The following is a 26,474-nucleotide window of genomic DNA, read 5'->3' on the forward strand; positions in this document are numbered from 1 at the left end:
CCTGAACAGCGCGAAGCGGGGCCGCCCTTGTCAGGAAGGGCGGCCCCGCCTCATGCGGTGATGGTCTGCGCTACTCGATCGCTACTCGACGTTGATCGTGAAGGTGGACGTGGTGTTGCGGATGTCCTGGAAGTTGCCGCTCATCCGCAGGTTGCGGAAGGTGGCCGAGCCGACGGCGGGTCCCTGACCCGGTTCCGGCAACTCGTTGGCCCAGATGCCCCATCCGGACTTGGCGTCGAACGCGTCTCCGCTCTTCTTGGAGTTGGTGATGGAGATGTCGGTGAAGATCGTGTCCTTCACCGGGAACTGCGGCTGGCCACCGACGTAGTTGGTCTGGAACATCACGCCTCCGTAGGTGGAGTCGTCGATGTCGACGTCGTTGACCCGGATGCCCTGGAAGACCTTCGAGGCCGAGAACGCCCAGATCGCGGGGAAGACCTGGGAGCCCCAGAAATGGCCGCCGGTTCTGTCCAGGGAGACGTTCTCGATCGTCGTCGGATCGGTCCCGAAGCCGTTCATCGGGTAGCCGAAGTCCAGCGAGGAGATCGTGATGCCGGAGTAGACCAGGGTGTCGGCGACCCTGATGTTGCGGAAGGTGTTGTTGAAGCCGCCGTAGACGGCGATACCGGCCGCACGCCAGGTGAGCGTCGACGTCAGGTTCTCGTACAGGTTGTTCTTCTCGTCGGCGCCGCCCGCGTCGATCGCCGAGAAGAGCGCGAAGCTGTCGTCGCCCGTGGCCCTGGCGTCGTTGTTGACCACGTGGTTGTCCGTGGAGCCGTTCGTCATGTTGATGCCGTCGGCGAACGTGTCACGGATGCGGGAGTTCTTGATGGTCATGTTGTCGGTGTTGGCGCCCCAGTAGAGGCACACCATGTGCTCGACCCAGATGTCGTCGATGGTGATGTTGGAGACGTTGGAGAAGTCGAACACCTTGCCCGGTCCGTCGATTCGGGACGTGTAGTTGCCGAAGTAGGCGAAGCCGGTGAACGACGAGCCGTTGGCGGTCGCCTCGGCCCGGAAGCCGACGTCGGTGTTCTCCTGCGAGGACGGTGCGTGGAAGCGGGTGAACCACGACCCGGCTCCCAGGACCTTGACCGCCTTGCCGTAGACCTGGAACTTGCTGGAGGTCTCGTAGTCACCGGCGGGCAGGTAGACGCCGATCAGCTTGCCCGTGGTGTCCATGCGGACCTTGTCGAGCGCGTTCTGCACGTCCTGGTGCGAGAAACCGGCAGGGACCGTGTAGGCCGCCGGGTCCGGGTTCGGGACCGCCGTCGCCTGTTCGAGGTTGATGAAGTCGACCGCGTACGTGGAGGTGTTGGCCGCGTCCTTCTGGAGCCGGATCTTGGAGCCGGCGGGCACGGTCTTTCCGAGCTGGACGTTCGCCTCGTCGTAGATGTGGCGGGGGGCACCGGAGCCGGGCGAGTTGCCGGGCGCGGTCTCGTTGCCGTACAGCCAGGCGTACTTGGAGGTGAGGTCGATGGCCTTCAGGAACTGGCCGTCGACGTAGATGTTGAGTGTGGTGTCGGTGCCGTCGGGGATCTCGAAGCGGGTGACCAGGGTGTTGGTCGCCGCCCGGGTGGTCCACTCGACGTACTGACCGGTCGCGGAGAGGGTGACCGCCTTGCGGCCGCTGGCCTCGCCGGCGATGTCGCCGATGGTGCGGTTGGGTCCTACGACCTTGGCGCCGCCGCCGACGGTGCCGTCCTCGGCCTCGTACATGTCGTAGGGCATGTCCGCGCCGCGGCCGACGAACAGGTTCTGCGTGGTGGTGTTGTTGGTCCGCTTGACCGGCAGTTCGTTGGCGTCGTCGGCGATGACCGTGGTCACCGTGAACTTGCCGTTGGCCGCCGTCCATGAGCCCAGGGAGACCGGTGCGGTCGTCTGGCCGGACGCGATGGTGCCGTTGTAGGTGCCGGTGAGCGTTTTGACGGTGACGCCGTTCGCGTCCTTGACCGTCAGGGTGACGCCGTGGGCGCCGGACGCCGAGTCCACCGAACCCTGGTTCTTGATCGCCACGGTGAACGAGACGTTGTCACCGGCGGAGGCGCTGGTCGGGGACCAGGCGACCGGTGCGGCGACCAGGTCGGAGCTGGAGACCGGCTTGACGACGAGGGCGTCGGAGCGGGTGAAGACGTTGTTCGCCTCGTTCTGCTCGATGACCATGTTCGTCGGGTCCACCTCGGCGCCGACCGCGTAACTGCCCGCGTCCCGGGTGCCGATGCTCGCGGTGACCGTCGTCGACGCGCCGGCCGCGAGAGCCGGGACGTCCGCCGTGGCCGCCTTCGTGCCGCCCAGCGTGAAGTTCAGGTCGGTGGCCTTGGCCGCCTTGCTGCCGCTGTTGGTGACGGTCGCCGTCAGGCTGATGGCGTCCGACTCGACAGGCGCCGCAGGGGAGTTGGTGATGCCGGTGACCCTGAGGTCCGGGTTGGCCGCCGGGGTGCCGATCACCTGGAACTCGGCGACCTGCGCGCCGGGGGCGCCGGTGTTGGAGGCGAACTTGAGCTGGATGTCGGCCGCCGCGCCGGAGACCGGGATGGTCACCGTGTTGCCGCTCGACGGGTTGAACGTGTAGTCCTTCGCCGCGGCGAGACTCGTGAACGCGGTCGCGTCCTGGTCGCGGCCGAGCACTTGGATGTTCTGCGTACGCGTGGACCAGGCGGCGTCCGGATTGAGCTTGACGACGACCTGGCTGAGGTCGGCGTTGGCGCCCAGCTTGGTGGTGAGGGTGGCCGGGTAGGCGCCGCCCCCGCTCTCCCAATAGGTCGCGATCTGGCCGTCGTTGGCGTTCGCGGCGACATAGGTGAAGGTGTACGAGGAGGCCTCGATGGGCTTGCCCGCCGCGAGGTCGGAGCCGGTACCGTTGCCGGCCCGGGTCACGCTGTTGCTCGCCACCGACACGTTCCCGGCGGCGTCCTTGGCCTTCACGGTGTAGACGACCGTGGCCGTCGGCGACGGGGTGTCGGTGTAGGTCAGGACGGTGCCACCCACGGAACCGACGACCGTCCCGTTGGCGTACACGTCGTAGCCGGTGACCGCGACGTTGTCGCTCGACGCCTGCCAGGTGAGCTTCACGTCGTTGCCGGTCTGCGTGTAGGCGAGGTTGCCCGGCGCGGTGGGTGCCTGGGTGTCGCCGCCGGATCCCGCGCGGGTGACGCTGTTGCTGTTGGCGGAGACATTGCCCGCCGCGTCCTTGGCCCGCACGAAGTACGTGACGCTCGTGCCGGCCGACTGGGTGTCGGTGTACGTGAGGACGTTGCCGGCGACGCTCGCCCTCAACTGCCCGTTCGCGTAGACGTCGTAGCCGGTCACGGCCGTGTCGTCGGTCGCCGCGTTCCAGGTCAGCTTGATCTGCCCGGTGGCCGGCTCGGTGTAGGCCAGGCCCGTCGGCGCGGTGGGCGCCTGGGTGTCGCCGGTGGCCGGTCCGTAGACCTCCAGCTCGGACAACTGCCCCGCGGGCCAGCCGGTGTTGGCGGTGATCAGCACCCGGACGTACCGCGTGGTGGTCGTGTCAAGGGCGATGGTCGTGGACTGGTCGTTGGAGCTGTCGAAGGTGTACGCCTTCGAGGCCGTCAGATCGGTGAAGTTCTGGTTGTCGGTCGAGCCCTGGACCTTGAGGGTCTGGCTGCGGCTCGGCCAGCCGCTCGGCAGTCGCAGGGTCACCTGGTTGATCTGGACCGACGACCCGAGGTCGACCTTGATCCACTGCGGGAAGGCGTTGTTGGTGCTCTCCCAGTACGTGTTGCGGTTGCCGTCACCGGCGTTGGCCGCGCCGTACACGTCGGCGTGACCGCTCTCGCTGAAGGGCTTGCCCTGGGCGAGGTTGGGGGTCGCGGCTGCGGCGGTGAGGACCTGAAGCTCCGCCAACTGGGCGGTTCCGGCGACCGAGTTGGCGCTGAAGTCGGCCCGTACGAACCGGGCGAGGGTCGCGGGGAAGGAGACCTTCACCGTGTTGCCGTTGCCGGGGCTGAAGACGTACTGCGCCGACGTCTTGAGCGTCGCGAAGCTCTTTCCGTCGGCGCTGCCCTGGAGTGCCAGGGTCTGCTTGCGGGTCTGCCAGTCCTCGGGCAGGCGCAGCACGACCTGGCGGACGCGCTCGGTCTTCCCGAGGTCGGTCTGCACCCACTGGGCCGACTTCTTTCCGGCCTGCCAGTAGGTGTCGGTGTCGCCGTCGGTGATGTTGGCGGCCTTGTGCGCGCCGCGGGTGCTGCCCGCCGTGGTCCTGGCGTCCGCGGCGGCGTTGGGGCCGCCGGCCGCGTGGGCGCCGACGGCGGGCAGGCCCAGAATCATGACGGCTGAGGCGAGCGCGGCGGTCGCTGCGCGCCGTCTGGTGGATCTCTGCTTGTGTCGAGTCATGCGGGGTCGCTTCCTGCGGAGGCTCGCGCGCCGGTGGGGGCGGCGAGGGCGGCTCATTCCTGGCGGAGTGGTGCAGAAAGGTGCAGGACGATCAGAGAGTGCAGGACGATCAGAGAGGTGCGATGGGGGCGGCTCAGGCGAGAATTTGCAGTGTTTCATCGAAATATTGCAGAGCCGAGTGAATGGGTCTACAGCTCTAACAGCACAATTTTCACCAGAAGCACTCAGTGCTTGGCGGCGGCAGCGGCGCGCGATACTGAGCGGCAGTGATGAACTTGCGTTCCGAGAGTGCAAGCGAACGCAAGAAGCGCAAATTCTTGCGTGATTTCTACGCCTGTATGCTCCCCGGAAGCGGGGTCCGGGCGGGCCTGCCGGTCAGGACGTCGAGGATGTTGTCGACCGCCAGGTCGACCATCGCGGCACGGGTGGACTCGGTCGCCGAGCCGATGTGCGGGAGCGTGACGACGTACGGCTCCGCGACCAGCGGGGACAACTCCCGTCCCATCGGCTCGTGTTCGTAGACGTCGAGGCCGGCGGAGTGCAGTCGGCCCTCGCGGACGGCGTGCAGCAGGGCGTCCTCGTCCACGACCCCGCCGCGGGAGGTGCTGACGAGCGTGGCGGTCGGCTTCATCACGGCCAGTTCGCGGGCTGAGATCAGATGCCGGGTCTCCTCGGTGAGGGGCACGTGCAGCGACACGACGTCGGACTCGGTCAGCAGCGTCGGCAGGTCCACCGCGGTCGACAGGTCGTCGTCGGGGGCGTACGGGTCGTGGTGGAGTACGCGCATGCCGAAGCCGTGGGCCCGGCGGGCCACCGCGCGGCCGATCTGGCCGTAGCCGATCAGGCCGAGAGTGGCGCCGTGGATGTCCTGGCCCAGGTAGTCGTGCATCCGGAACAGCTCCCACGCGCCGTCCGCCAGACTCGCGGACGCGGCGCCGAGCCGGCGGCGGGCGCCGAGGATCAGCGCGAAGGTGAGGTCGGCGGTGGTCTCCGCGAGCACGCCCGGGGTGTGGGTGACGACGATCCCGCGCTCCGCGGCGGCGGCCCGGTCGACGTTGTCGAAGCCCATGCTCGCCAGCGCGACGACCCGCAGCGAGGGGCCCGCCGCGTCCATCAGCGCGGCGTCCACCGGGTCGTTGCCGAGGGCCAGTACGCCGCTCACTCCGGGTGCGAGCGCGGCGAGGTCGGCGGGGCCGGGCTTTTCGGTGCCGGGCCAGGCCACCAGCTCCGCCGATTCGGACAGGCGGATCAGACCGTCGCCCGGCAGGTTTTCACGGGTGACGAGGACGCGCTCTTCCATCTGCTTCTCCAGTGCCGAGACATGCGTAAAAGACCAGGTCGACCAATTCGATCGACGCTAGTCGGGGCCGTCACCGGAAACAAATAGCGGATTCTTCTGACGCTATCGGGGATCCTTATCCCCGATCAGTTCGGGGGATCCTGGTCCCCGATCAGTTCGAGGGATCCTTGTCCTCGATCAGTTCGAGAAACAGATCGTGCACGGCCAGTGCGGGCTCGGAGAGCGGCTGATTGTCGGACGTCACCAGCGACAGCTTGACCTGGATCACCGGCTCCACGATCCGCCGCACGGACAGCGAGCGGACGTCCAGGATGGCGCGCGCCGCCGACCAGGGCAGCACCGTCGCGCCCAGGCCCGCGTCCACGGCGTTGACCAGCGTCAGCGCGGATTCGACCTCGCCGACCACGTTCAACTGGAGGGACGCCTGCTGGAAGGCGGCGTCCACGACCTGCCGGATGGTGTGGATGCGGCTGGGCAGCAGCAGCGGCACGCTCGCCAGATCAGCCAGGCGCACCTCGCCCTGTCCCGGCGGGGCCGTCTCGCCGGGCGCGCCGATCAGGAACAGGTCCTCGGTGCGGACGGGCTCGAACTGCACGCCCCGGAGCGGCCCCGCCCCGTAGATGAACGCCATGTCCATCCGGCCCGTCATGATCGCCTCGCTGATCACGCCGCCGAAGTTCTCGTTGATGTGCAGCAGGATGTCCGGGTAGCGCTCGCGCACGCTCTTCAGGAGCGGCAGGGCGAGGGCCGCGCCCAGGCTGTACGGCGCGAGGCCGACCGACACGCTGCCGGCGGGGGCCCGGCCCGAGACCTCGACGGCCGCGTGCGCCAGATCCACCTGCCGCAGGATCAGCTGCGCGTGCTGGTACAGCGCCCGGCCCGCCTCGGTCGGGGCGACCCCCCGCTTGCTGCGGATCAGCAGCTGCTGGCCGAACTGCGCCTCCAGCGCGGACAGTTGCTGGCTGAGCGCCGGCTGGGCGATGTGCAGGATGTCGGCCGCGCGCGTGATGCTCCCCGCGTCGATGATCTTGATGAACGAGTACAGACGCCTGGTGTCCATGCGCGGGGCCTTCCAGATGGAGCGAAGCCTCATCGTAGGGAGGGATCACCCCCGAGCACAGCCCCGGCGAGTGGAGGGTGTGAGGGGAGTCATAGCGGTTCGCGATAACGCCAGACCGAACGGATATTGGCGATCACGCGACCGCCGGAATAAGTTGTGCGGAACAAGTCGAGCGGAGCATCCGCACCGGGCCATTCCCCGTTCACGGTTTCCGGACTCACGAAGACGTGATGGTGTCCGCTCCCAGAATTCTGCTCCCCACAATTCCGCTCCCCAGGATTCCCCTTTCCTGAATTCCCTTCCCGGCATTCCCTCCCGGAGGACGTCATGACTCCCATGGTTGATCTCGTCGCCGATCTCGGCGAGGGATTCGGCGCGTACACGATGGGCGACGACGCGGCCCTTCTGGAGTTGCTGACGTCCGCCAATGTGGCCTGCGGATTCCATGCCGGTGATCCGCGCATCATGGACGCCACCGTGCGGACGTGCGTGGAGAAGCAGGTGGCCGTGGGCGCGCACCCCAGCTTTCCCGACCTGGTCGGCTTCGGCCGCCGCGCGATGGACCTCACCCCTGAGGAGGTCCGCACGGACATGCTGTACCAGATCGGCGCCCTCCAGGCCTTCGCCGTCGCCCACGGCACCCAGGTGCAGCACATGGCCCCGCACGGCCGCCTCGGCAACCTGGTCGCCGTCCGCGCCGACTACGCCCGCGCCGTCGTGGACGCCGTGGCCGCGCTGGACGAGTCGATGGTCGTGCTGGCACAGGACGGGGAGCTGGCCGACGCGGCCCGCGCCCGCGGACTGCGCGTGGGCATCGTAGGCATCGCGGACCGCGCCTACCGCGCCGACGGGACGCTCGTCCCGCGCACCGAGGCCGGAGCGGTGATCCACGACCCGGACGAGGTCGCCCGGCGCACTCTGCGGATGGTCACCGAAGGCGTCATCCGCAGCGTCGACGGCACGGATGTCCAAGTCGCCTGCGACACCGTGCTGTTGCACGGAGACAGCCCTGGAGCGATCGCGCTGGCCGGGCGGATCCGCGAGCAACTCCTCGCCGCCGGTGTCGAGATCACCTCGCTCGACAAGGTGCTGAGCGGCAAGGGGGCCTGACGTGACGGGTCTTGAGGTGAAGGGTCCTGAGGTGACGGATCTTGGGGTAAGGGGTCCTGAGGTGACGGATCTTGAGGTGAACGCCGGCGTCACGATCATCGACTGCGGCGACTCCGCCCTCATGGCCAAGGCCGTAGGACTCGACGCCGAAGCCGCCTGGCAACTGGTCCACGCCCTCGCCGACGCCTTGGACGCCGTCCGGCTCACCGGTGTGCACGACGTGGTGCCCACCTACGACGCCCTGCTCGTGGAGTTCGACTGCACGCGCACCGACCACGCCACCGTACGGAGCGTCCTGGCGCACGAGGCCGCCCGCCTCGGCCCGCGTCCCGAACCGACGACCTCGCCACGCCACTTCCTCGTCCCCGTCGTCTACGGCGGTGAGTACGGCCCCGACCTCCCGGTGGTGGCGGCCCAACTCGGCCTGACCGAAGGCGAGGTGGTCGACCTGCACTCCGGGTCCGATCTCACCGTGCGCTGCCTCGGCGCACCCGCCGGCGCCCCGATGACGGACGGCCCGCCCTTCCCGAAACCGGTGCCTCGCCTCGCCTCGCCCCGCACCAAGGTCGCCCCCGGCTCGGTCGCGGTCGCCGGCCGGCAGGCGGTCATCTGCCCGATGCCCTCGCCCGGCGGCTGGCCCCTCCTCGGCCGCACCCCCGTGCGCGTCCTCGACCTGCACAGCGACCCGATCACCGCGTACCGGCCCGGCGACACCTTCCGCTTCCGGCCCATCGAGGCCCAACAGTGGGACGAATACGCCGACTTGAGCCTCGCGGACTTGGTGGACTCGGCGGCTACGACAGACGTGACGGACGCGGCAGACCTGGTGGTCCACCATGGCTGACACCCTCACCATCCGCACCCCCGGCATCGTCACCGTCCAAGACCTCGGCCGCGTCGGCCGCTCCCGCTACGGGCTGCCCGCCAACGGAGCCGCCGACCAGCACTCGGCGCGCGTCGCCAACGTCCTGTGCGGCAACGACGAACGCGCCCCGCTGCTGGAGATCACGGCACTCGACTTCGCGTGCGTGCCGTCCAGCGACATCCTCGTCGCGGTGACCGGCGCCCCCGCCGATGTCACCGTCGACGGAGGCGTACGGCCGCAGTGGGAACCCGTTCCGGTGCGGGCCGGCGAGACCGTCAAGGTCAGCGGCATCCGGCAGGGACTGCGCGTCTATCTGGCCGTGCTCGGCTCCTTCGAGGCGGACCGGTTGCAGGGCAGTTGCGCTCCCGACACGATCCTCGGCTTCGGCCCGGCCCTGAGCGCCGGCGACGAACTCGTCCTGCGCGCGGCCTGTCCGCCCCTCGACCACCCGTTCTCCCGCATCCCCCTCTTCCGCCTCAAAGCACCCGTCCCGTCCTTCCCCGCCAGCTGGACCATCGACGTCACCGACGGCCCCGACCGGGCCGAGTTCGGGGACACGGGACGGCGCCTGTTCGACGCCCCCTTCACGGTCACCTCGCGAAGCAACCACATCGGCCTGCGACTTCAGGGCGAGGTGCCCCGCCGCGTCACCACGGGCGAGGTGCTCTCCCGGGGCGTCCCGATCGGCGCCGTCGAAGTACCCGCCGGGGACGAACTCCTCGTACTGCACCGCGGCCGCGGTGTCACGGCCGGCTACCCCGTCCTCGCCGTAGTCACCGCCACCGGCCTGTCCGCCCTGGGCCAGGTCCGCCCAGGCCAAACCCTCCACTTCCGCCACCGCACCCTCGCCCAGGCGGTAGCCGCCCACCGCACCCAACGCAACGCCATAGCCGCCCTGAGATCCAGGGTCAGCACGGCTTTCGACGCCCTACGCATCCGCGCACCCGCGGGAACGTGACCGACCGCTTTTAGGGGCGCGGGGAACTGCGCGCCCAGCCCCCACCGCCCCGCGCCAGACCCACAACCGCTTCCTCCCCACCCGCACACAGCCCACTCGCACACAAAACCCACCCCGTCCCGCCAACCCGCTGGAAGCACCCCGCACGGAGCCGCAACACCCCTCATCCCACGCCTGCTGCTCAAGACAGGAGACGCCATGAGTACCGTGGCCGCTCAGCCAGTCCCCAACACGGTCGATCCCAGAACCGCCCGCAAGGTCACCCTCGCCGGGTGCGTCGGCATCTTCGCCGAGCTCTACGACAACGGCATCTTCGGCTTCATGGCCGGATCGCTCGCCGCGGTCTTCTTCCCCGGCTCGGACAACGCGATCCAGCTCGTCTTCCTCGGCTACGCCGTCTCCTTCTTCTTCCGCCCCCTCGGCGCCGTCATCTGCGGTCACCTCGGCGACCGCATCGGACGCCAGCGGATGCTGGTCTTCGTCATCATGCTGATCAGCATCGCCACCGCGGCCATCGGCATCCTGCCCACCTACGCGAGCATCGGCGTCGCCGCTCCCGCCCTGCTGATCCTGCTGCGCGTCGCCCAGGGCTTCTCCGTCGGCGGCGAGGCGTCCGGCGCCATGAGCTTCCTCGCCGAACACGCCCCGGAGGGCAGGCGCGGCCTCTACACCAGCTACGCGCAGATCGCCTCGTTCCTCGCCCTGCTCACCGGCACCCTGGTGGCTGCCGCGATGACCAGCGGACTCGGCGACGACCGCATGCAGTCCTGGGGCTGGCGCATCCCGTTCCTGCTCGCCGTGCCGCTCGGCATCACCGGCATCTACATCCGCAAGCGGATCAGCGACACGCCCAACTTCACGCGCCTGAAAGAAGAGGACGGGCTGTCCAAGAACCCCCTCAAAGAAGCATTCAAGTCGCCCGAGCACCGCCGCGCCATGCTGCTCGCCCTGTTCATCCCGCTGATGAACGGCTCCGGCTACTACGTCCTGTTCAGCTACATGCCCACCTTCATGAGCAGCGAGCTGGACTTCGGCAAGGTCCAGGGCCTCCTCGTCACCGCCTCCAGCCTGGTCGCGATCTGTATCGCCATCCCGTACATGGGCCGCCTCTCCGACCGCATCGGACGCAAGAAGGTCATCGCCGGCGCCGCGATCGCCATGGCCGTCGTCGGCATCCCCTGTTACCTCCTCATCGGCACCGGCAACGTGGCCCTCGCCGTCATCGGCGCCTGCGTCATGGCCGTCGTGTTCGCCGGGCACACCGGCGTCATCCACATCCTGCTCGTCGAACTCTTCCCGACCCGCGTGCGCTACTCCGCCTACGGCCTGGGCTACAACGTCTCCTCCGCCCTCTTCGGCGGCACCGCCCCGCTGCTCATGACCTACCTGATCGACCGCACGGGCAACGTCAACATGCCGGCCTTCTACGCCGTGATCACGGCCCTGGGCACGCTCATCGCCGTGTCCCGCGTGCAGGACCGGGCACACCTGCCCCTGCGCGACGCCTGACCCACCCCGGCATTCAGGCAACCCCGCGCCCGAGCCTCCCTCGCGCCCAAGCAACCCGCACCCCGCACCCGCACGGCCCGTACACCCCCCACCCCGCACAGCAAGGAGCCCTCAGCATGCCCATCTCCGACTACAGGACGGCCCTCGTCACCGGAGCGTCGACCGGCATCGGAGCCGTGGTCGTCGAGCGCCTCGCCAAGCGCGGCCTCGAAGTCCACGCCGTGGCCCGCAACGCCGACCGGCTCAACACCCTTGCCGACGAGACCGGTTGCATCCCGCACGCCGTCGACATCACCGACACGGAGGCGCTCACCGCCGTACTCGACGGCCTGGAGATCGACGTTCTCGTCAACAACGCGGGCGTCTCCCGCACCGGCAACATCCTGACCGCCGACGAGTTCGCCGTGGACGAGCAGATCGCCGTCAACATCCAGTCGGTCCTGCACCTGGTCCGCCTGCTCATGCCCGGCATGGTCGAGCGCGACCTCGGACACATCGTCAACATCAGCTCCATCGCCGGTGTCTACAACTTCGGCGGCAACACGATCTACCACGCGACCAAGGCCGCCGTGCACACCCTCTCCCGCCAACTCCGGGTCGACGGCTACGGCCGCCGGGTCCGCGTCAGCGAGATCTGCCCCGGCCGCGTGGAGACGGAGATCTTCGGCCGCCTCCTCGGTGACATGGAGGCCGCCCAGCGGGAGTTCTACGACGGCTACGAGTCCCTCAAGCCCGAGGACATCGCCGACGCCATCGAGTTCGCCGTCGACGCGCCCCGGCACGTCAACATCGGCCACATCGAGATCCTGCCCACCTTCCAGGTGCCCGGCGGTCTCAACTTCGAGCGCAGGGAGGGCTGATCACATGAAGACGGCAGAGCGTCACCTGAAGACGGCAGAGCGACTGCGCCGCATCAAGCCCTCGCCGAGCACGGCGGCGGCCCAGCGCGTCCGCGAGCTGAAGAGCCAGGGGCTCACCATCCTCGACCTCACCGTGGGCGAGCCCGACTTCGACACCCCCGACCACGTCAAGGCCGCGGCGATCAAGGCCATCGAGGCGGGCGAGACCAAGTACACGCCGGTGAACGGCACTTCGGCCCTGCGCACGGCGATCGCCGGCAAACTCCGCGAACGCCACGGACTCGACGTCACCGACTCCCGCATCACCGTCGGCGGCGGCGCCAAGCAGGTCATCTTCCTCGCCCTGATGGCCACCCTGGACGAAGGCGACGAGGTCATCGTCCCCGCCCCGTACTGGGTGTCCTACCCGGACATGGTCCGCGCCAACGACGGCACGCCGGTCATCGTCGACTGCCCGGAGGCGGAGGGCTTCAAGCTCACGCCGGAACGGCTCGCGGCGGCGATCACCGAGCACACCCGCTGGGTCGTCCTCAACACCCCGGGAAACCCGACCGGATCCGCGTACACCACCGCCGAACTCCAGGCCCTGGCCCAGGTGTTGCTGGCCCACCCGCACGTCGGCGTCCTCACCGACGAGATCTACGACGAGATCTGGTACGGCTATGAGGACGCCCCGTCCCTCGCCGCCGTCGAACCCCGCCTGGCCGACCGGGTGTTCCTCACCAACGGTGTCTCCAAGACGTATGCGATGACCGGGTGGCGCATCGGATACGGGGTCGGTCCTGCGGACCTGGTCACCGCGATCAACACCCTCCAGTCCCAGACCTCTTCGTGCCCCTCCTCCGTGAGCCAGGCCGCCGCTGCCGCCGCGCTCACCGGGCCGCAGGACTTCGTACGGGACACCGTGCGGGTCTACCGCGCGCGTCGGGACGCGACCGTGAAGCTCGTCAACGACGTGCCCCGGCTCAGCGCCACCGTCCCGGACGGAGGCTTCTACCTCCTCGTCAACTGCCGGGCTGCCATAGGGCAATTCACCCCTGCCGGCACCCGGATCGAGAACGACGAGGACTTCGCCCGGTACCTCCTCGACGACCAGCAGGTGGCGGTGATCCACGGAGCCGCGTACGGCGCTCCCGGCTACTTCCGCATCTCGTTCGCCACGTCGACGGACGTCCTCACCGAGGCCTGCGAACGCATCGCAACGGCGTGCGCCGCACTGACCGCCGCCGCTCCCTCCGAGCCCTCCGCCTGAAAGGTCATCATGATCCGCGTCAGCACCAAGTTCGAGCGGCCGGAACCCTCCGTCGTCCGGCAGTTGAGCGCCTTCTCCTCGGCCACCATCCACGAGGCACAGGGCCGGCTCGGGGCGCTGGACTCGGCGATCAAGCCGGTCGACCACCGCATGTCCCTGTGCGGCCCCGCCTTCACCGTCCAGTGCGCCCCGCGCGACAACCTCATGCTCCAGACCGCCATCGCCTACGCCCGGCCGGGCGACGTCGTGGTCGTGTCCGCCGGCAACTACGAGGAGGCGGGCTCCTTCGGTGACGTCCTCGCCAACGCCTGCCAGTCCAAGGGCCTCGCGGGCCTGATCACCGACACGGGTGTTCGGGACACCGAGGACCTGCGCGATCTGGGCTTCCCGGTCTTCTCCCGCAGCGTCTCGATCAAGGGCACGGTCAAGGAGACCGTCGGCCCGATGTGCGAGCCGGTCACCATCGGCGGGGTGCTCGTCCGCCCGGGTGACGTGATGCGGGCCGACGCCGATGGCGTGGTCGTCGTCCGCCAGGAGGACGCCGTCGAGGCGGTCGCCGCCTCGCAGCGGCGGGTCGACACGGAGGCGGAGTACATCGCGGCGTACCGGGCGGGCCGGACGGTCGTAGAGATCTGCAATCTCGAACCGCTGCTCGCGGCGAAGGGCCTGGTCATCGAGGACTGACCCGCCCTGACCCGCTCCTGACCGACCGCCCGGACCCACCCTCCCGACCCCTCTCACACCGCCCGCCCCACCCCTGTGCGTCCCGCGTAACCCCCGACGACCGGCCCAGGAGACACCGGCGTAATGGGCATTTCGTACGGTCGCGGAAGCTCCACCCGCACGGGACGATCAGGAGAGGCAGGGGATGCCCGTGGCCGCGCCGCACTCGGGGAACGCCGGCACGAGGAAGGTGCGCACGGTCTGCTCCTACTGCGGAGTGGGCTGTGGCATGGTCCTCGACGTCGGCATGGGCCCGGACGGACGGCGTACGGTCCTGAAGGCGTCCGGCGACAAGGCGCACCCCGCGAACTTCGGCCGGCTCTGCACCAAGGGCGCGACCACCGCCGACATGCTGGCCGCGCCCGGCCGGCTGACCACCGCCCTGCGTCGGCCCGAGCGGGGCGCGCAGGAGGAGCCCGCAGCCCTTGCTCCGGCGATCACCGAGACGGCCCGGCGGCTGCGCGCGATCATCGACGAGCACGGGCCCGACGCGGTCGCCTTCTACGTCTCCGGACAGATGGGGCTCGAAGCGCAGTACCTGGCGAACAAGCTGGCCAAGGGGTTCGTGCGGACCAACCAGATCGAGTCGAACTCCCGGCTGTGCATGGCCAGCGCCGGCACCGGCTACAAGCTGTCGCTCGGGGCGGACGGCCCGCCCGGCTCGTACCAGGATCTCGACCGCGCCGACGTCTTCTTCGTCATCGGCTCCAACATGGCCGACTGCCACCCGATCCTGTTCCTGCGGATGATGGACCGGGTGAAGTCGGGCGGCGCGAAGGTGATCGTCGTCGATCCACGTCGTACCGCGACCGCCGAGAAGGCCGATCTCTTCCTCCAGATCAAGCCCGGCACCGATCTGGCGCTCCTCAACGGCCTGTTGCACCTGCTCCACGAGAACGGGCACACCGACCCCGACTTCATCGCCCGGTACACCGAGGGCTGGGAGGCGATGCCCGCCTTCCTCGCCGACTACCCGCCCGCCGCCGTCGCCGAGATCACCGGCCTCGCCGAGGACGACTTGCGGGAGGCCGCCCGGCTGATCGGCGAGGCGGGGGAGTGGACCAGCTGCTGGACCATGGGCCTCAACCAGTCCACGCACGGCACCTGGAACACCAACGCCCTGGTCAACCTGCATCTTGCGACGGGCGCGATCTGCCGTCCGGGCAGCGGCCCCTTCTCCCTCACCGGCCAGCCCAACGCCATGGGCGGCCGGGAGATGGGGTACATGGGGCCGGGGCTGCCCGGTCAGCGGTCCGTCCTCGTCGACCAAGAGCGGGCGTTCATAGAGGAGTTGTGGGGGCTGCCGGCCGGCAGCGTCCGCGCCGACGGGGTCGGCAAGGGCACCGTCGAGATGTTCCGGAAGATGGCCGACGGCGAGATCAAGGCCTGCTGGATCATCTGCACCAACCCGGTCGCCTCCGTCGGCAACCGCAAGACGGTCATCGAGGGCCTGGAGGCGGCCGAGTTCGTCGTGACCCAGGACGCCTTCGCCGAGACCGAGACCAACGCGTACGCCGATGTCGTGCTGCCCGCCGCCCTGTGGACCGAGACCGAGGGCGTCCTCATCAACAGCGAGCGCAACCTCACCCTCGCCGCCCCGGCCACCGACCCGCCCGGCGAGGCGATGGCCGACTGGCGGATCATCGCGGCCGTCGCCCGGGAGATGGGGTACGAGGAGGGCTTCTCCTACGACAGCGCCGAGGACGTCTTCGAGGAACTGAAGCGGGCCTGGAACCCGAAGACCGGCTGGGACCTGCGCGGGGTGACCTACGAACGGCTGCGCTCCACCCCCGTGCAGTGGCCGGCCCCGACCGAGGACGGGCCCGACCGCAACCCGGTCCGGTACGTGAACGGGGACGGCTCGCTTACGTTCCCCACCGCGAGCGGCCGTGCCGTCTTCTTCGCCCGGCCGCACATCCCGGCCGCCGAAATGCCCGACGACGACTACCCGTTCGTCCTCAACACCGGTCGGCTGCAGCACCAGTGGCACACGCTCACCAAGACCGCGAAGGTGCCCAAGCTGAACCGGCTCGCCCCCGGGCCCTTCGTCGAACTGCATCCACGGGACGCCGACCGACTCGGCGTCGGCGAAGGCGACTCGGTGGAGGTGGCTTCCCGGCGCGGGCGTGCGGTACTGCCCGCCGTGGTCACCGACCGTGTACAGCCGGGGAGTTGCTTCGCGCCCTTCCACTGGAACGACGTGTTCGGGGAGTACCTGAGCGTCAACGCGGTCACCAGTGACGCGGTCGATCCGCTGTCTTTCCAGCCCGAGTTGAAGGTCTGCGCGGTGTCGCTGACGAAGGTGTCGACGCCGGTGACGGTACGGATTCCGGGGCCGGGTGCGGTGAGTTCGGGCACGGGGAACTCTGATGTGGCGCGGTCGGACACGGAGAGGTCGGGCGCGGAGAGGCAGGGTGCGGAGAGGCCGGGCGCGGCGATCGTGCCCTCCGGCGGACCCTTCGGTCTCGAACCCGGTCCGCCGCCCCAACTCACCGCCCTCGAACGGCAGTACCTCGTCGGCTTCCTGGCCGGTATCCCCTCCGGCGCCCCGGGCGTGCCCGTCCTCCCGCCCTCCGCACCCTTCAGTGCCGAGCACGCCCTGTGGGTCAACGGCGTGCTGGCCGGCATGTACTCGCGGGCGACGCCGGGCACCGCCGACACCGGCCTGCCCGCGAGGTCGCCCGGCCGTGAGGTGGTGATCCTGTGGGCCTCGCAGACCGGCAACGCCGAGGAGTTCGCCGCCGCGATCGCCGAGCGGCTCAAGACGGACGGGCACGCCCCCTCCCTGCTCGGCATGGACGAGACCGACCCCGCCACCCTGCCGCCCGGCGCCGATCTGCTCCTCGTCACCAGCACCTTCGGCGACGGCGACGCCCCCGACAACGGCACCGGCTTCTGGGAGACACTGGCCGCCCCCGACACCCCGCGCATGGAAGGCCGCCGCTACGCCGTCCTGGCCTTCGGCGACTCCTCGTACGCCGACTTCTGCGGCCACGGCCGCCGCCTGGACCAACGCCTGCGGGAACTGGGCGCGTCGAGCCTGACACCCCGTACGGACTGCGAGCCGGACTACGAGGACGCGGCGCACGCGTGGCTGGACGAGGTGCTCACGGCGCTCGGCACGCTCGCTGGAGCCTCTGAGCGGGAGTCCGGGCCGACTACGGGTGACCTCGCCTCAACCTCCCTCGCCTCAGCCCCAGTCGGCCCCGCCCCTGTGGCCCCAGTGGCCCCTGTCGCCCCGCGTCCCAGGAAGCCCGCCCCCGTCACCGCCCGCCTCACCGGCAACCGTCTCCTCAGCCGCCCCGGCGCCGGCAAGGAGGTCCGCCGGTTCACCTTCGACACCCGGGACAGCGAGACTCCGCTCGTCTACGAGGCGGGCGACGCGCTCGGCGTCCGGCCGCTCAACTCCCGTGCCCTGGTGGGGGAGTGGCTGACCGTGACCGGCCTCGACGCGGACACCCCGGTCGACCTGAACGGCGTAGGAGAGGTCCCGCTCGGTGAGGCGCTGCTGCGGCACCTCGACATCACCCGGATCACCCCGGGACTGCTCCGCTTCCTCACCGAACGGGTAGGCGACTCACGGGAGTTGAAGAAGCTGCAGCGCCCCGACAACAAGGACGGCCTGGCGAAGTGGTGTTGGGGCCGACAGGCCGTCGACCTGGTCGCCGAACACCCGGTCCGGGCCGGCGCACAGGAGTGGACGGACGTCCTCGGGCGCCTCCAACCCCGCCTGTACTCCATATCGTCCAGCCCGCTGACCGACCCCCACCAGGTCTCCCTCACCGTCTCCGTCGTGCGCTACGAGAACCTGGCCGGCCGCCCGCGCCAGGGCGTCTGCTCCCCGTTCCTCGCCGACGCCGAACCGGACACCCTCGTACCGGTGCACGTCCAGCACTCCCCGCACTTCCGCCCGCCCGTCGACCCGGCCACCCCGATGGTCATGATCGGCCCCGGCACCGGAGTCGCCCCGTTCGTCGGCTTCCTGGAACAGCGCCGCGCCCTCGGCCACCGCGGCCCCAACTGGCTGTTCTTCGGCGAACAGCACCGGGCCACCGACTTCTACTACGAGGACGAGCTCACCGATCTCCTCGCCGACGGCACCCTCGACCGCCTCGACACCGCCTTCTCCCGCGATCAGCGCGCCAAGGTCTACGTCCAGGACCGCATGCGCGAGCACGGCCCCCTGCTCTGGTCCCGCCTCCAGGAGGGCGCCCACCTCTACGTCTGCGGCGACGCCTCCCGCATGGCCAAGGACGTCGATCGGGCCCTGCGGGACATCGCCGCCCTGCACGGCGGCCTGGACGAGGCGGGAGCGGCGGCGTACGTGAAGCAGCTCGCGGCGGACAAGCGGTACGTCAGGGACGTGTACTGAGCGGCTCCCGGCCAGAGGTGAGGGGCGGCTCCCGGCAGAGGACGAGGAACGGCTCCCGGCAGAGGCGAGCGGGACGGCAGATGCGAGGGTGAATATCCCATTCACCTTGCACAAGCCTGGCTGAATTGCCGTTCACATGCGCAGACGCGTTTGCCTGTCCCCGTCTCCCGGGTACCGTCTTGCGGGAGGTGGTGGCCCGTGAGCCAGTCCCTGATCCAGCCGGTCGCCGAGCTCGCCCTGACCGGGGACCTCGCCCGACCGGCCCGGCTGACCGTGCCGGACCTGCTCCGCTGGCCGCAGCACCGGGCCCGGGTCACCTTCGACTGCGCCACCAGCGGCCCCCAGCACCACCACTTCACGGGACCACGCCTGTACGACGTGCTCACCGACGCCGGACCCGGCTTCGACCCCCGCCGCCGCAAGGACCGGCTGCGCTTCCTGATCGCCGTCACCGGCGCCGACGGCCACCACGCCCTGCTGACCTGGGCCGAGATCGACCCCGACTTCGCGCACGCGCCCGTACTGCTCGCGGCGAGCATCGACGACACCCCGCTCGACCGCGCCGGACCCCAGCTGGTGCTCCCGCAGGACCGCTGCGGCGCCCGCTACATCAGCGGCATCAGCGCGATCCGCGTCGACGGGGATTACGTACGCCGGTGACACGGGGTCCCCGCACGCCGTTGGACAAGGCACCCTGATCGCATGCTGCTCCGCAGGCTCGAATACCTCGTCGCGCTCGCCCGTGAACGCCACTTCGCGCGCGCCGCGGCCGCCTGCTACGTCTCGCAGCCGACCCTGTCCGCCGCGATCCGCCGCCTCGAACACGAACTGGACGTCCCGATCGTGCGCCGCGGCAGACGGTACGAGGGCCTCACCCCCGAAGGTGAGGTCGTCCTGGCGTGGGCGCACCGCATCCTCGCCGAACGGGACGCCCTGCAACAGGAGTTGTCGGCCCTGCGCGACGGCCTGGCCGGCACCCTACGGCTCGGCGTGGTGCCCACCGCGCTGCCCGCCGCCTCCCTGCTGACCACCCCGTTCTGCGACCGCCACCCGCGCGCCCGGGTCACCCTGGAGTCGCTGTCGTCCGTGGACATCACTCAGGGACTCACCGAGTTCGAGCTGGACGCGGCGATGACCTACCTCGACGACGACACCCTGCGCCACGTGCGCCGCTTCCCGCTGTACGAGGAGCGGTACGTGCTGCTCACCCCCGTCGGCGGCGCGCTCGCCGGGGTCGCGAAGGCCAGCTGGTCCCAGGCCGCCACGCTCCCGCTGTGCCTGCTCAACCCCCGGATGCGCAACCGTCGCATCATGGACGAGTGCTTCGCCGCCGAGGGCGTCACGGCCACGCCCGCCATCGAGTCGGACAGTGTCGCGGGGCTCTACGCCCATCTGACCGGCGGCCGTTGGTCCAGCGTGATCTCGCACGCGTGGCTGTACATGTTCGGCGTCCCCGACGGCATGCGGGTCATACCGCTGGAAGGACCCGCGCACGGACCGCGCGTCGGCCTGGTCGTCGCCCGCAGCGAACCCCAATCGGTGCTGGCCGAGGCGCTGTTGAAGGTCGCGCGGGAGGCGGGGGTGCGGGACGCGCTGGACGAGCTGCTGCACACGTACCTGAGCGACGGCACCTGACGCCTCCCCGCCGACGGCAGTTGATAGCCGTCGGCTATCCCGACATCACAAAGAACGCTTTGACCAGGGCGGTTGCCCGCGAGCATCGTGAACAGCACCTTCCCGCAACGCCAGTTGAGGAGCCGCGACATGGCCAAGGTGCTCTGCGTGCTGTACGACGACCCCACCGACGGATACCCCACCACGTACGCCCGCGACGACCTCCCCGCGATCGACCACTACCCCGGCGGCCAGACCACCCCGACCCCCGAGGCGATCGATTTCACCCCGGGCCACCTCCTCGGCAGCGTCTCCGGCGAACTCGGCCTGCGCGCCTTCCTGGAGAAGGCGGGCCACACCCTCGTCGTCACCTCCGACAAGGACGGCGCCGACTCCGCCTTCGACCGCGAGCTGGTCGACGCGGACGTCGTGATCTCGCAGCCCTTCTGGCCGGCGTACCTCACCCCGGAGCGCATCGCCGCCGCCAAGAACCTCAAGCTCGCCGTCACCGCGGGCATCGGCTCCGATCATGTCGACCTGGACGCGGCGATCGCGCACGGCGTGACGGTCGCCGAGGTGACGTACTGCAACAGCATCAGCGTCGCCGAGCACGTGGTGATGATGACGCTGTCGCTGGTGCGCAACTACCTGCCCTCGCACCAGGTCGTTCTCGACGGCGGCTGGAACATCGCGGACTGCGTGGAGCGTTCGTACGACCTCGAAGGCATGCAGGTCGGGACGGTCGCCGCCGGGCGGATCGGGCTCGCGGTGCTGCGCCGGCTCGCGCCCTTCGACGTGAAGCTGCACTACACCGACCGGCACCGGCTGCCCGAGGACATCGAGCGCGAGCTGGGCCTGACCTGGCACGAGAGCGCCGCGGCCATGGTGCCGCACTGCGATGTCGTCACCATCAACGCGCCGCTGCACCCCGAGACGGAGGGCCTGTTCGGCGACGAGCTGATCGGCACGATGAAGCGCGGCGCCTACCTCATCAACACCGCGCGGGCGAAGATCGCCGACCGGGACGCCGTCGACCGGGCCCTGCGGAGTGGGCAGTTGGCGGGGTACGCGGGTGACGTCTGGTACCCGCAGCCGGCCCCCGCGGACCACCCCTGGCGGACCATGCCGCACCACGGCATGACCCCGCACATCTCGGGCTCCTCCCTCTCCGCGCAGGCCCGTTACGCGGCCGGCACCCGCGAGATCCTGGAGTCCTTCTTCGCGGGCCGGCCCCTCCGCGACGAGTATCTGATCGTGGAGGGCGGCCACTTGGCGGGCACGGGCGCCCACTCGTACTCCGTGTAGCGGGGTAGAGGGGGGCGGGAGGATGGGAGGGCCGGTGTCCGACACCGGTCCTCCCACCCGCTCACTCAGCCCTTGCCGAGGAGCTTCTTCATCTCGGCGATCTCGGCGGTCTGGCCGGTGACGATGTCACCGGCCATGTCCTTGGCGGGACCGTAACTGCCCTTGCTCTTCTCGGTGTTGGCCATGGTCACGGCACCCTGGTGGTGCTCGGTCATCATGGTCAGGAACATGGTGTCGAAGCCGGTGCCGGACGCCTTCTCCAGTTCGGCCATGTCCTTGTCGGCCATCATCCCCGGCATCCCGGAGTGCTCCGAGTGGTCCATGCCGGGCATGGCGGAGGAGGTGGCCGAGGGCACGTCCTCGCCCCAGGCCTTCAGCCAGCCGGACATCGTCTTGATCTCCGGGTCCTGGGCCTTCTCGATCCGCGAGGCGAGGCTCTTGACCTGGGCCGACGAGGCCCGATCGGCGGCGAGCCCGGCCATCTCCAGGGCCCCCTGGTGATGCGGGATCATGCCCTGCGCGAAGGCCACGTCCTGGGCGTTGTGGCTCCGGGCGCCGGTGCTGGTGCCGGTGGAGGACGCGGCGGAACCATGACCGTCGTGCCCGCTGTCACCGTCCCCATTGCCACAGGCGGCGAGGACGAGTGCGGCGGACACGGCGGCGGCCATCAGGGCGACGCGGCGGATCGGTGACGTACGAATCGGGAACGTACGAATCGGTGACGTACGAACGGTGTTGCGCATGCGGGAACTCCTGCTGTGCGAAAGGGATCTGGCGTGTGAGGGCGTGCGCGAGCGCACCGCGTCGCCCCGATGACGGGTGCGCGGTGGGGCGCAACGGCCTCTAGATCCGCAGGAGTTGGAGTTCGGCCAGATCAGGCGGCGCGCGGCCGCCGTCCGGCGCGGTGACGGCGTACGAGCGTGGCGCCTCGGCCGGTACGGCGGCGGCCACCGGGTCGGGCACGAGCGCGGGCAGTGCGGGCCCGCCGTTCACCGCCCCGGACACGCAGGTCCGGTCGGCGTGGTGCATCTGACCCGAGCCGCAGTCGTCACCGGCACAGTCCCCGTGCGCGGCGGCCGCGACCGTCGTGTGCCGGTCGGCGGAGTCCTCGTGCATTCCGCCACCGGGAGCCAGTGCGTGCATGCCCAGCAGCCCGACCAGGAGCCCGAGCACGAGCAGCGCCCGCCACCGCACGGGGTGCGGCGGCGCGGTGCGTTGCTGTGCGCGGGCTGTCACGCGGTTCATGCTACGCACACCGTTGCGGACCGCCGACGGTCACCCTCGGCGTCGGTCACTTCTGATCGGTGCTGTCGCTTTCCGCCGTCCAGAGGATGCGCGGCGGCACCACGCGCGCGCAGAGCGGCCCGCCGCGGCCGTCCGTCAGCCCGAGCCGCCCGACCAGCACGCCCTCACGCACGGCGGTGTCGAGCACCTCGCCCGGTACCGCGTCGAGCATCAGCTTGGCGCGGCGGAACATCGTGAAGGCCCCGGCCTCGTCGACCGACCCCCACGACAGATAGACGAACCGGCCGCCCGGCCCGCCCTGCAGATACGGCCCCTTCACATCCGTACCGTCCTCGGAGACGACGGCGGTGCACTCCAGCGTCCACCTCGCGGACCCGGCGTCCCCGGGCGTGGCACCGAGCAGCTCGGCCGGACGGTTCCGGCGCTGCACGGCGACATGGATGTTCGTGTACGACGGGACGCCCTGGGCGGGTCCGCAGGCGCGGCCCGGCAGGTCGACGGCGTCGATACGGATGCGCAGACCGGCCGTCATGCCGTCACCGCCTCGGTTCGTTGTCCTGTGGGACTTCAGTGTGCGGCTGTGGGCTTCGGTATCCGCGGGGCGGGCCCGTACCGGCGCGTGGCAGGATCGGGCGCCATGACGGCGTCTCCTTCGGTACGTACGCTGCGCGCGGCGGTCTTCGCCGCGCTGTGCGTGCTGCTCGCCGCCGGAGGACATGCCCTGGCGACCGGTTCGGCACCGCCCGTGTGGGCGCAGGCCGCCGGGTTCGCGCCGGTCTTCGGGGTCGCGTACCTGCTGGGCGGCCGGGAGCGCTCGCTGGCCGCCATCGGCGCAGGCACCCTCACGGCCCAGGGTGGTCTGCACCTGACCTTCGACGCCGCCCGCGCCCACGGCTTGGGCTCCCTGCGCTCGATGACCTCCATGCAGGGCATGACGTCGATGCAGGGCATGTCCTCGATGTCGGGGGCGCACGGCATGGCGTCCGCGCACGGCATGCGGATGGCCGCGCACGCTCACGTCCACAGCCAGACCCACGCGCTGACCCCGCACGCCACCGCCGCCCACGTCACGGCCGCGGTCCTGCTCACCTGGTGGCTGCGGCGCGGCGAGGCCGCCCTGTGGTCGCTGCTGCGCAGGGCCGCCACGCTGGTGCCGGGGCTGGTGGCGTGGTGGCAGGTGCGCGACGGCGCGCGGGGCGTGCCGGCCGCACCGGACGCCGTAGCTCTCTGCGCGGTCCGCCCACGACCGCTCGGACGACAACTCTTCCTGCGACATGCGGTGCAGCGGCGCGGGCCGCCGCCGGGGCCTTCGTACGCGAACTGACCCCAACACCCTTTTCCAGTACGGAGATCAGCCCACTCATGTCCCCAGTACGCTCCACCCTGCGCCGCGCCGGAATCGTCACCGGCCTCGCCGCCACCGCGATCATGACCGCCGCGGGCATCGCCTCCGCGCACGTCACCGTCCACCCCGAGAGCTACGCGAAGGGCGCCACGGACGGCATCCTGACCTTCCGCGTGCCCAACGAGGAGGACACCGCGAGCACCACCAAGGTGCAGGTCTTCCTGCCCACCGACCACCCCGTCCTCGGCGTGCTCGTCTCCCCGCACGACGGCTGGACCGCCAAGGTCACCACCACCAAGCTCAAGACGCCGGTCAAGACCGACGACGGCACCATCACCGACGCGGTCTCCGCGGTCACCTGGACCGGCGGGAAGATCGGCGCCGGACAGTTCGAGGACTTCGACGTCGCCTTCGGTCAACTGCCCGACGACACCGACCAGTTGACCTTCAAGACCCTCCAGACGTACTCCGACGGCAAGACCGTCCGCTGGATCGAGGAGGCACAGTCGGGCGACGAGGAGCCGGAGAACCCGGCGCCGGTCCTGAAGCTGACCGCCAAGGGCGCCTCGGAGGACGGCGATACGGCGGCCGCGCCGTCCGCGTCGGCGACCACGCAGGCGTCCGCGTCCGACAGTTCGGACAGCTCCAGCAGCTCCGACGCCAGTGACTCCACCGCGCGCGGGCTCGGCATCGCCGGTCTCGTCGTGGGCGTACTGGGCCTGGCGGCGGCCGCGTTCGCCGTCGCGCGCGGCCGGTCGGCGGGGTCCGGCAAGGAGTAGGAACGAGCCCCCCCGGGCATGGCCGTTCTCGTCTTCGTCCTCGTCCTCGTGTCCTGGGTCACAGCCTGTGGGTTGAGTGTGGTGACCTGTGCACTTCCGTACTCACCCTTGCCGGTGACGACCCGGATGCGAGGATGAGGCGCATGAGGCCAGGGTGGTTTGCACGCACGACACGGACCGCGATGTTCGCGGCCGTGTGCGTGCTGCTCGCCGCCCTCGGCCACGTGTTGATGTCCGGCAGCGAGGTGCCCCTGTGGGCGCTCGCCGCCGGTGCGGCCGTGACCGGCGCCGCGGGTTGGTGCCTGGCGGGCCGTGAACGCGGGCTCCCGTTGATCGTGGCCGTCGTGGTCGCTGCCCAGACCCTGCTCCACTCGGCGTTCTCGCTGGCGCAGTCGGCGCACGTCGAGGCGGGGGCGCGGCACACCATGGACTCCATGGACATGGGCGGGATGCACATGTCCTCGGCGGACTCCATGGACATGGCCTCGATGGGGGCGGCGGCGGCCATGTCCGGGCCGACGGGTTCCGCGGACTCCATGGACATGGGCTTCTCGCTCCACGGCACCCCGTCCTCCCTCGGCATGCTCGCCGCCCACCTGCTGGCCGCGCTGCTGTGCGGTCTGTGGCTGGCGTACGGGGAACGGGCGGCCTTCCGCATCCTGCGGGCCGTCGCCGCACGGCTGGTGGCCCCGCTCCGGCTGCTGCTCGCGCTGCCCGCCACCCCGGACCGTCCGCGGGTTCGCCCGCACCGCCGACGCTCCGACCGGGCGCCGCGCCTGCTCCACCTCACCCACGCGATCACCTCTCGCGGGCCGCCCATGGCCACGGCTGTCGTCAGATGACAGCTGGTTCCCGGGGCGGCCCCTGCGCACGCCCCGGCCACGGCCGTACGCGCGCGTCGACGCGGTAGGGCCGACCTCCCTCTTGACCGGACCGCCCGCGCCCTCGCGCGCCCGCGGCCCGGATCGCGGATCCCGAGAAGGACCCCAGGTGATCACTCCTGCCCTGCCCGCGCAGCGCGCGGAAGTTGACGTCAAAGGCGACGTCAAGGTGGACGTAAAAGTCGACGTCAAAATGGACATCAAAGCGGACGTACGCGCTGCGACAGGCGTCGCCGAAAGCGCCAGGTCGCACACCGAACGAGACCTCGCCGACGTCATCGACCCCCTCGCCCCCCTCGACGAGTCCATAACGGCGTGGGCCCTCGCCGCCCGGACCGGCGACCAGGCCGCCGTCGAGCGCTTCGTCCACGCCCTGCACCGCGACGTCCGGCGCTACGTCGCCCATCTGTGCGCCGATCCGCAGGCCGTGGACGACCTCGCGCAGGACACGTTCCTGCGGGCGCTCGGCAGTCTGCACCGGTTCGAGGGCCGCTGCTCGGCCCGCTCGTGGCTGCTGTCCATCGCCCGCCGCGCGGTGATCGACGGCTATCGGTACGCCGCCGCACGCCCCCGGCAGTCCGACGCGCCGGACTGGGAGCCGGCCGCGGAACGCGCCCAGCCGCGGGGCCTGCCGGGCTTCGACGACGGGGTGGTCCTGCTCGACCTGCTCTCCGCACTGCCGGACGAGCGCCGGGAGGCCTTCATCCTCACCCAACTCCTCGGCCTGCCCTACGCGGAGGCCGCCGCGGTGAGCGACTGCCCGATAGGGACGGTCCGTTCACGAGTGGCAAGGGCACGCGCCACGCTCGTTGGTCAACTGACCGACTCCGAAGCGGTGTTGATGGCCTAGGCGGGACGCGACGGGCTCGCCGCGATCCTGCGGCGGCCGGCCGGGACGGTCGTCGGCCTCGACTTCGACGGCACTCTCGCCCCGATCGTGCCG

21 protein-coding genes and 1 pseudogene are annotated in these 26,474 nt (G+C 70.4%); 16 read left to right on the plus strand and 6 right to left on the minus strand.

Going from position 1 to position 26,474, the window contains the following annotated elements; all coding sequences use genetic code 11:
• Positions 1–81: 81 nt before the first annotated feature.
• From ACWDR3_RS21990 to nac, 3 genes are all read right to left on the minus strand, one after another.
• On the minus strand, positions 82–4,353 hold the full coding sequence (locus tag ACWDR3_RS21990) for a discoidin domain-containing protein (protein ID WP_450354199.1): 4,272 nt from the start codon (positions 4,351–4,353) through the stop codon (positions 82–84).
• A 328-nt stretch (positions 4,354–4,681) separates the two neighbouring features.
• The gene (locus ACWDR3_RS21995) at positions 4,682–5,653 is read right to left on the minus strand and encodes a 2-hydroxyacid dehydrogenase (RefSeq protein WP_450354200.1); all 972 of its coding nucleotides are present in this window, start codon (positions 5,651–5,653) and stop codon (positions 4,682–4,684) included.
• A 151-nt stretch (positions 5,654–5,804) separates the two neighbouring features.
• Complete coding sequence (gene nac, locus ACWDR3_RS22000; RefSeq protein WP_450354201.1) at positions 5,805–6,713, minus strand: nitrogen assimilation transcriptional regulator NAC; 909 nt, start codon at positions 6,711–6,713, stop codon at positions 5,805–5,807.
• Between the two features lie 327 nt (positions 6,714–7,040).
• Between nac and ACWDR3_RS22005 the strand changes: the two genes are divergently transcribed.
• The 11 genes from ACWDR3_RS22005 (at position 7,041) to ACWDR3_RS22055 (ending at position 21,281) form a co-directional block, all read left to right on the plus strand.
• Complete coding sequence (locus ACWDR3_RS22005) at positions 7,041–7,823, plus strand: LamB/YcsF family protein (RefSeq protein WP_450354202.1); 783 nt, start codon at positions 7,041–7,043, stop codon at positions 7,821–7,823.
• Positions 7,824–7,884: 61 nt separating this feature from the next.
• Positions 7,885–8,667, plus strand: coding sequence for a 5-oxoprolinase subunit B family protein (locus ACWDR3_RS22010; protein WP_450354203.1), 783 nt, complete (start codon positions 7,885–7,887; stop codon positions 8,665–8,667).
• Positions 8,660–9,646: a 5-oxoprolinase subunit C family protein gene (locus ACWDR3_RS22015; RefSeq protein ID WP_450354204.1), complete on the plus strand. Its 987-nt coding sequence runs from the start codon at positions 8,660–8,662 to the stop codon at positions 9,644–9,646. Before ACWDR3_RS22010 ends, ACWDR3_RS22015 begins: the two co-directional genes overlap by 8 nt.
• Before the next feature lie 198 nt (positions 9,647–9,844).
• Positions 9,845–11,155 (plus strand): MFS transporter, encoded by a 1,311-nt coding sequence (locus ACWDR3_RS22020; protein ID WP_450354205.1) that lies wholly within the window; start codon positions 9,845–9,847, stop codon positions 11,153–11,155.
• Between the two features lie 116 nt (positions 11,156–11,271).
• Positions 11,272–12,015, plus strand: coding sequence for an SDR family oxidoreductase (locus ACWDR3_RS22025; RefSeq protein ID WP_450354206.1), 744 nt, complete (start codon positions 11,272–11,274; stop codon positions 12,013–12,015).
• A 4-nt stretch (positions 12,016–12,019) separates the two neighbouring features.
• A complete protein-coding gene (locus ACWDR3_RS22030) occupies positions 12,020–13,267 on the plus strand; it encodes an aspartate transaminase (protein ID WP_450354207.1) in 1,248 nt (415 codons plus the stop codon).
• Positions 13,268–13,276: 9 nt separating this feature from the next.
• Positions 13,277–13,951, plus strand: a complete 675-nt coding sequence (locus ACWDR3_RS22035; RefSeq protein WP_450354208.1) for a 4-carboxy-4-hydroxy-2-oxoadipate aldolase/oxaloacetate decarboxylase — start codon at positions 13,277–13,279, stop codon at positions 13,949–13,951.
• Between the two features lie 184 nt (positions 13,952–14,135).
• Positions 14,136–18,362 carry a molybdopterin-dependent oxidoreductase gene (locus tag ACWDR3_RS22040; protein WP_450354209.1) on the plus strand — a complete coding sequence of 1,409 codons (4,227 nt, stop codon included), beginning with the start codon at positions 14,136–14,138 and terminating at the stop codon, positions 18,360–18,362.
• Between the two features lie 198 nt (positions 18,363–18,560).
• Entirely contained in the window at positions 18,561–19,022 is a 462-nt protein-coding gene (locus ACWDR3_RS22045; RefSeq protein ID WP_450354210.1) for a molybdopterin-dependent oxidoreductase, read from the plus strand.
• Positions 19,023–19,064: 42 nt separating this feature from the next.
• Positions 19,065–19,997 carry a LysR family transcriptional regulator gene (locus ACWDR3_RS22050; RefSeq protein WP_450354211.1) on the plus strand — a complete coding sequence of 311 codons (933 nt, stop codon included), beginning with the start codon at positions 19,065–19,067 and terminating at the stop codon, positions 19,995–19,997.
• 129 nt (positions 19,998–20,126) lie between these two features.
• Entirely contained in the window at positions 20,127–21,281 is a 1,155-nt protein-coding gene (locus ACWDR3_RS22055) for an NAD-dependent formate dehydrogenase (protein ID WP_450354212.1), read from the plus strand.
• 65 nt (positions 21,282–21,346) lie between these two features.
• Here ACWDR3_RS22055 and ACWDR3_RS22060 read toward each other — a convergent pair whose 3' ends face one another.
• The 3 genes from ACWDR3_RS22060 to ACWDR3_RS22070 form a co-directional block, all read right to left on the minus strand.
• Positions 21,347–22,024, minus strand: coding sequence for a DUF305 domain-containing protein (locus tag ACWDR3_RS22060; RefSeq protein ID WP_450354213.1), 678 nt, complete (start codon positions 22,022–22,024; stop codon positions 21,347–21,349).
• A 100-nt stretch (positions 22,025–22,124) separates the two neighbouring features.
• Positions 22,125–22,517 carry a DUF6153 family protein gene (locus ACWDR3_RS22065; protein ID WP_450354214.1) on the minus strand — a complete coding sequence of 131 codons (393 nt, stop codon included), beginning with the start codon at positions 22,515–22,517 and terminating at the stop codon, positions 22,125–22,127.
• A 55-nt stretch (positions 22,518–22,572) separates the two neighbouring features.
• Positions 22,573–23,058: a DUF5990 family protein gene (locus tag ACWDR3_RS22070; protein WP_450354215.1), complete on the minus strand. Its 486-nt coding sequence runs from the start codon at positions 23,056–23,058 to the stop codon at positions 22,573–22,575.
• A gap of 105 nt (positions 23,059–23,163) precedes the next feature.
• Between ACWDR3_RS22070 and ACWDR3_RS22075 the strand changes: the two genes are divergently transcribed.
• The 5 genes and pseudogenes from ACWDR3_RS22075 to ACWDR3_RS22095 all read left to right on the plus strand — a co-directional run.
• Positions 23,164–23,850, plus strand: a complete 687-nt coding sequence (locus ACWDR3_RS22075) for a hypothetical protein (RefSeq protein ID WP_450354216.1) — start codon at positions 23,164–23,166, stop codon at positions 23,848–23,850.
• Positions 23,851–23,888: 38 nt separating this feature from the next.
• Complete coding sequence (locus tag ACWDR3_RS22080; RefSeq protein ID WP_450354217.1) at positions 23,889–24,650, plus strand: YcnI family copper-binding membrane protein; 762 nt, start codon at positions 23,889–23,891, stop codon at positions 24,648–24,650.
• Positions 24,651–24,793: 143 nt separating this feature from the next.
• Positions 24,794–25,492 (plus strand): hypothetical protein, encoded by a 699-nt coding sequence (locus ACWDR3_RS22085; RefSeq protein ID WP_450354218.1) that lies wholly within the window; start codon positions 24,794–24,796, stop codon positions 25,490–25,492.
• A gap of 148 nt (positions 25,493–25,640) precedes the next feature.
• On the plus strand, positions 25,641–26,381 hold the full coding sequence (locus ACWDR3_RS22090; RefSeq protein ID WP_450354219.1) for a sigma-70 family RNA polymerase sigma factor: 741 nt from the start codon (positions 25,641–25,643) through the stop codon (positions 26,379–26,381).
• A pseudogene (locus ACWDR3_RS22095) lies at positions 26,382–26,474 on the plus strand (trehalose-phosphatase); the annotation flags it as partial.

The sequence above is a fragment of the Streptomyces sp. NPDC001002 genome, assembly GCF_053599215.1.

What these genes read in the sequence shown, in the direction of transcription:
- ACWDR3_RS21990 (WP_450354199.1), bottom strand. Translation starts at nt 4,353, where the DNA reads ATGACTCGACACAAGCAGAGATCCACCAGACGGCGCGCAGCGACCGCC.
- ACWDR3_RS21995 (WP_450354200.1), bottom strand. Translation starts at nt 5,653, where the DNA reads ATGGAAGAGCGCGTCCTCGTCACCCGTGAAAACCTGCCGGGCGACGGT.
- nac (WP_450354201.1), bottom strand. Translation starts at nt 6,713, where the DNA reads ATGGACACCAGGCGTCTGTACTCGTTCATCAAGATCATCGACGCGGGG.
- ACWDR3_RS22005 (WP_450354202.1), top strand. Translation starts at nt 7,041, where the DNA reads ATGACTCCCATGGTTGATCTCGTCGCCGATCTCGGCGAGGGATTCGGC.
- ACWDR3_RS22015 (WP_450354204.1), top strand. Translation starts at nt 8,660, where the DNA reads ATGGCTGACACCCTCACCATCCGCACCCCCGGCATCGTCACCGTCCAA.
- ACWDR3_RS22020 (WP_450354205.1), top strand. Translation starts at nt 9,845, where the DNA reads ATGAGTACCGTGGCCGCTCAGCCAGTCCCCAACACGGTCGATCCCAGA.
- ACWDR3_RS22025 (WP_450354206.1), top strand. Translation starts at nt 11,272, where the DNA reads ATGCCCATCTCCGACTACAGGACGGCCCTCGTCACCGGAGCGTCGACC.
- ACWDR3_RS22030 (WP_450354207.1), top strand. Translation starts at nt 12,020, where the DNA reads ATGAAGACGGCAGAGCGTCACCTGAAGACGGCAGAGCGACTGCGCCGC.
- ACWDR3_RS22035 (WP_450354208.1), top strand. Translation starts at nt 13,277, where the DNA reads ATGATCCGCGTCAGCACCAAGTTCGAGCGGCCGGAACCCTCCGTCGTC.
- ACWDR3_RS22040 (WP_450354209.1), top strand. Translation starts at nt 14,136, where the DNA reads ATGCCCGTGGCCGCGCCGCACTCGGGGAACGCCGGCACGAGGAAGGTG.
- ACWDR3_RS22050 (WP_450354211.1), top strand. Translation starts at nt 19,065, where the DNA reads ATGCTGCTCCGCAGGCTCGAATACCTCGTCGCGCTCGCCCGTGAACGC.
- ACWDR3_RS22055 (WP_450354212.1), top strand. Translation starts at nt 20,127, where the DNA reads ATGGCCAAGGTGCTCTGCGTGCTGTACGACGACCCCACCGACGGATAC.
- ACWDR3_RS22060 (WP_450354213.1), bottom strand. Translation starts at nt 22,024, where the DNA reads ATGCGCAACACCGTTCGTACGTCACCGATTCGTACGTTCCCGATTCGT.
- ACWDR3_RS22070 (WP_450354215.1), bottom strand. Translation starts at nt 23,058, where the DNA reads ATGACGGCCGGTCTGCGCATCCGTATCGACGCCGTCGACCTGCCGGGC.
- ACWDR3_RS22075 (WP_450354216.1), top strand. Translation starts at nt 23,164, where the DNA reads ATGACGGCGTCTCCTTCGGTACGTACGCTGCGCGCGGCGGTCTTCGCC.
- ACWDR3_RS22080 (WP_450354217.1), top strand. Translation starts at nt 23,889, where the DNA reads ATGTCCCCAGTACGCTCCACCCTGCGCCGCGCCGGAATCGTCACCGGC.
- ACWDR3_RS22085 (WP_450354218.1), top strand. Translation starts at nt 24,794, where the DNA reads ATGAGGCCAGGGTGGTTTGCACGCACGACACGGACCGCGATGTTCGCG.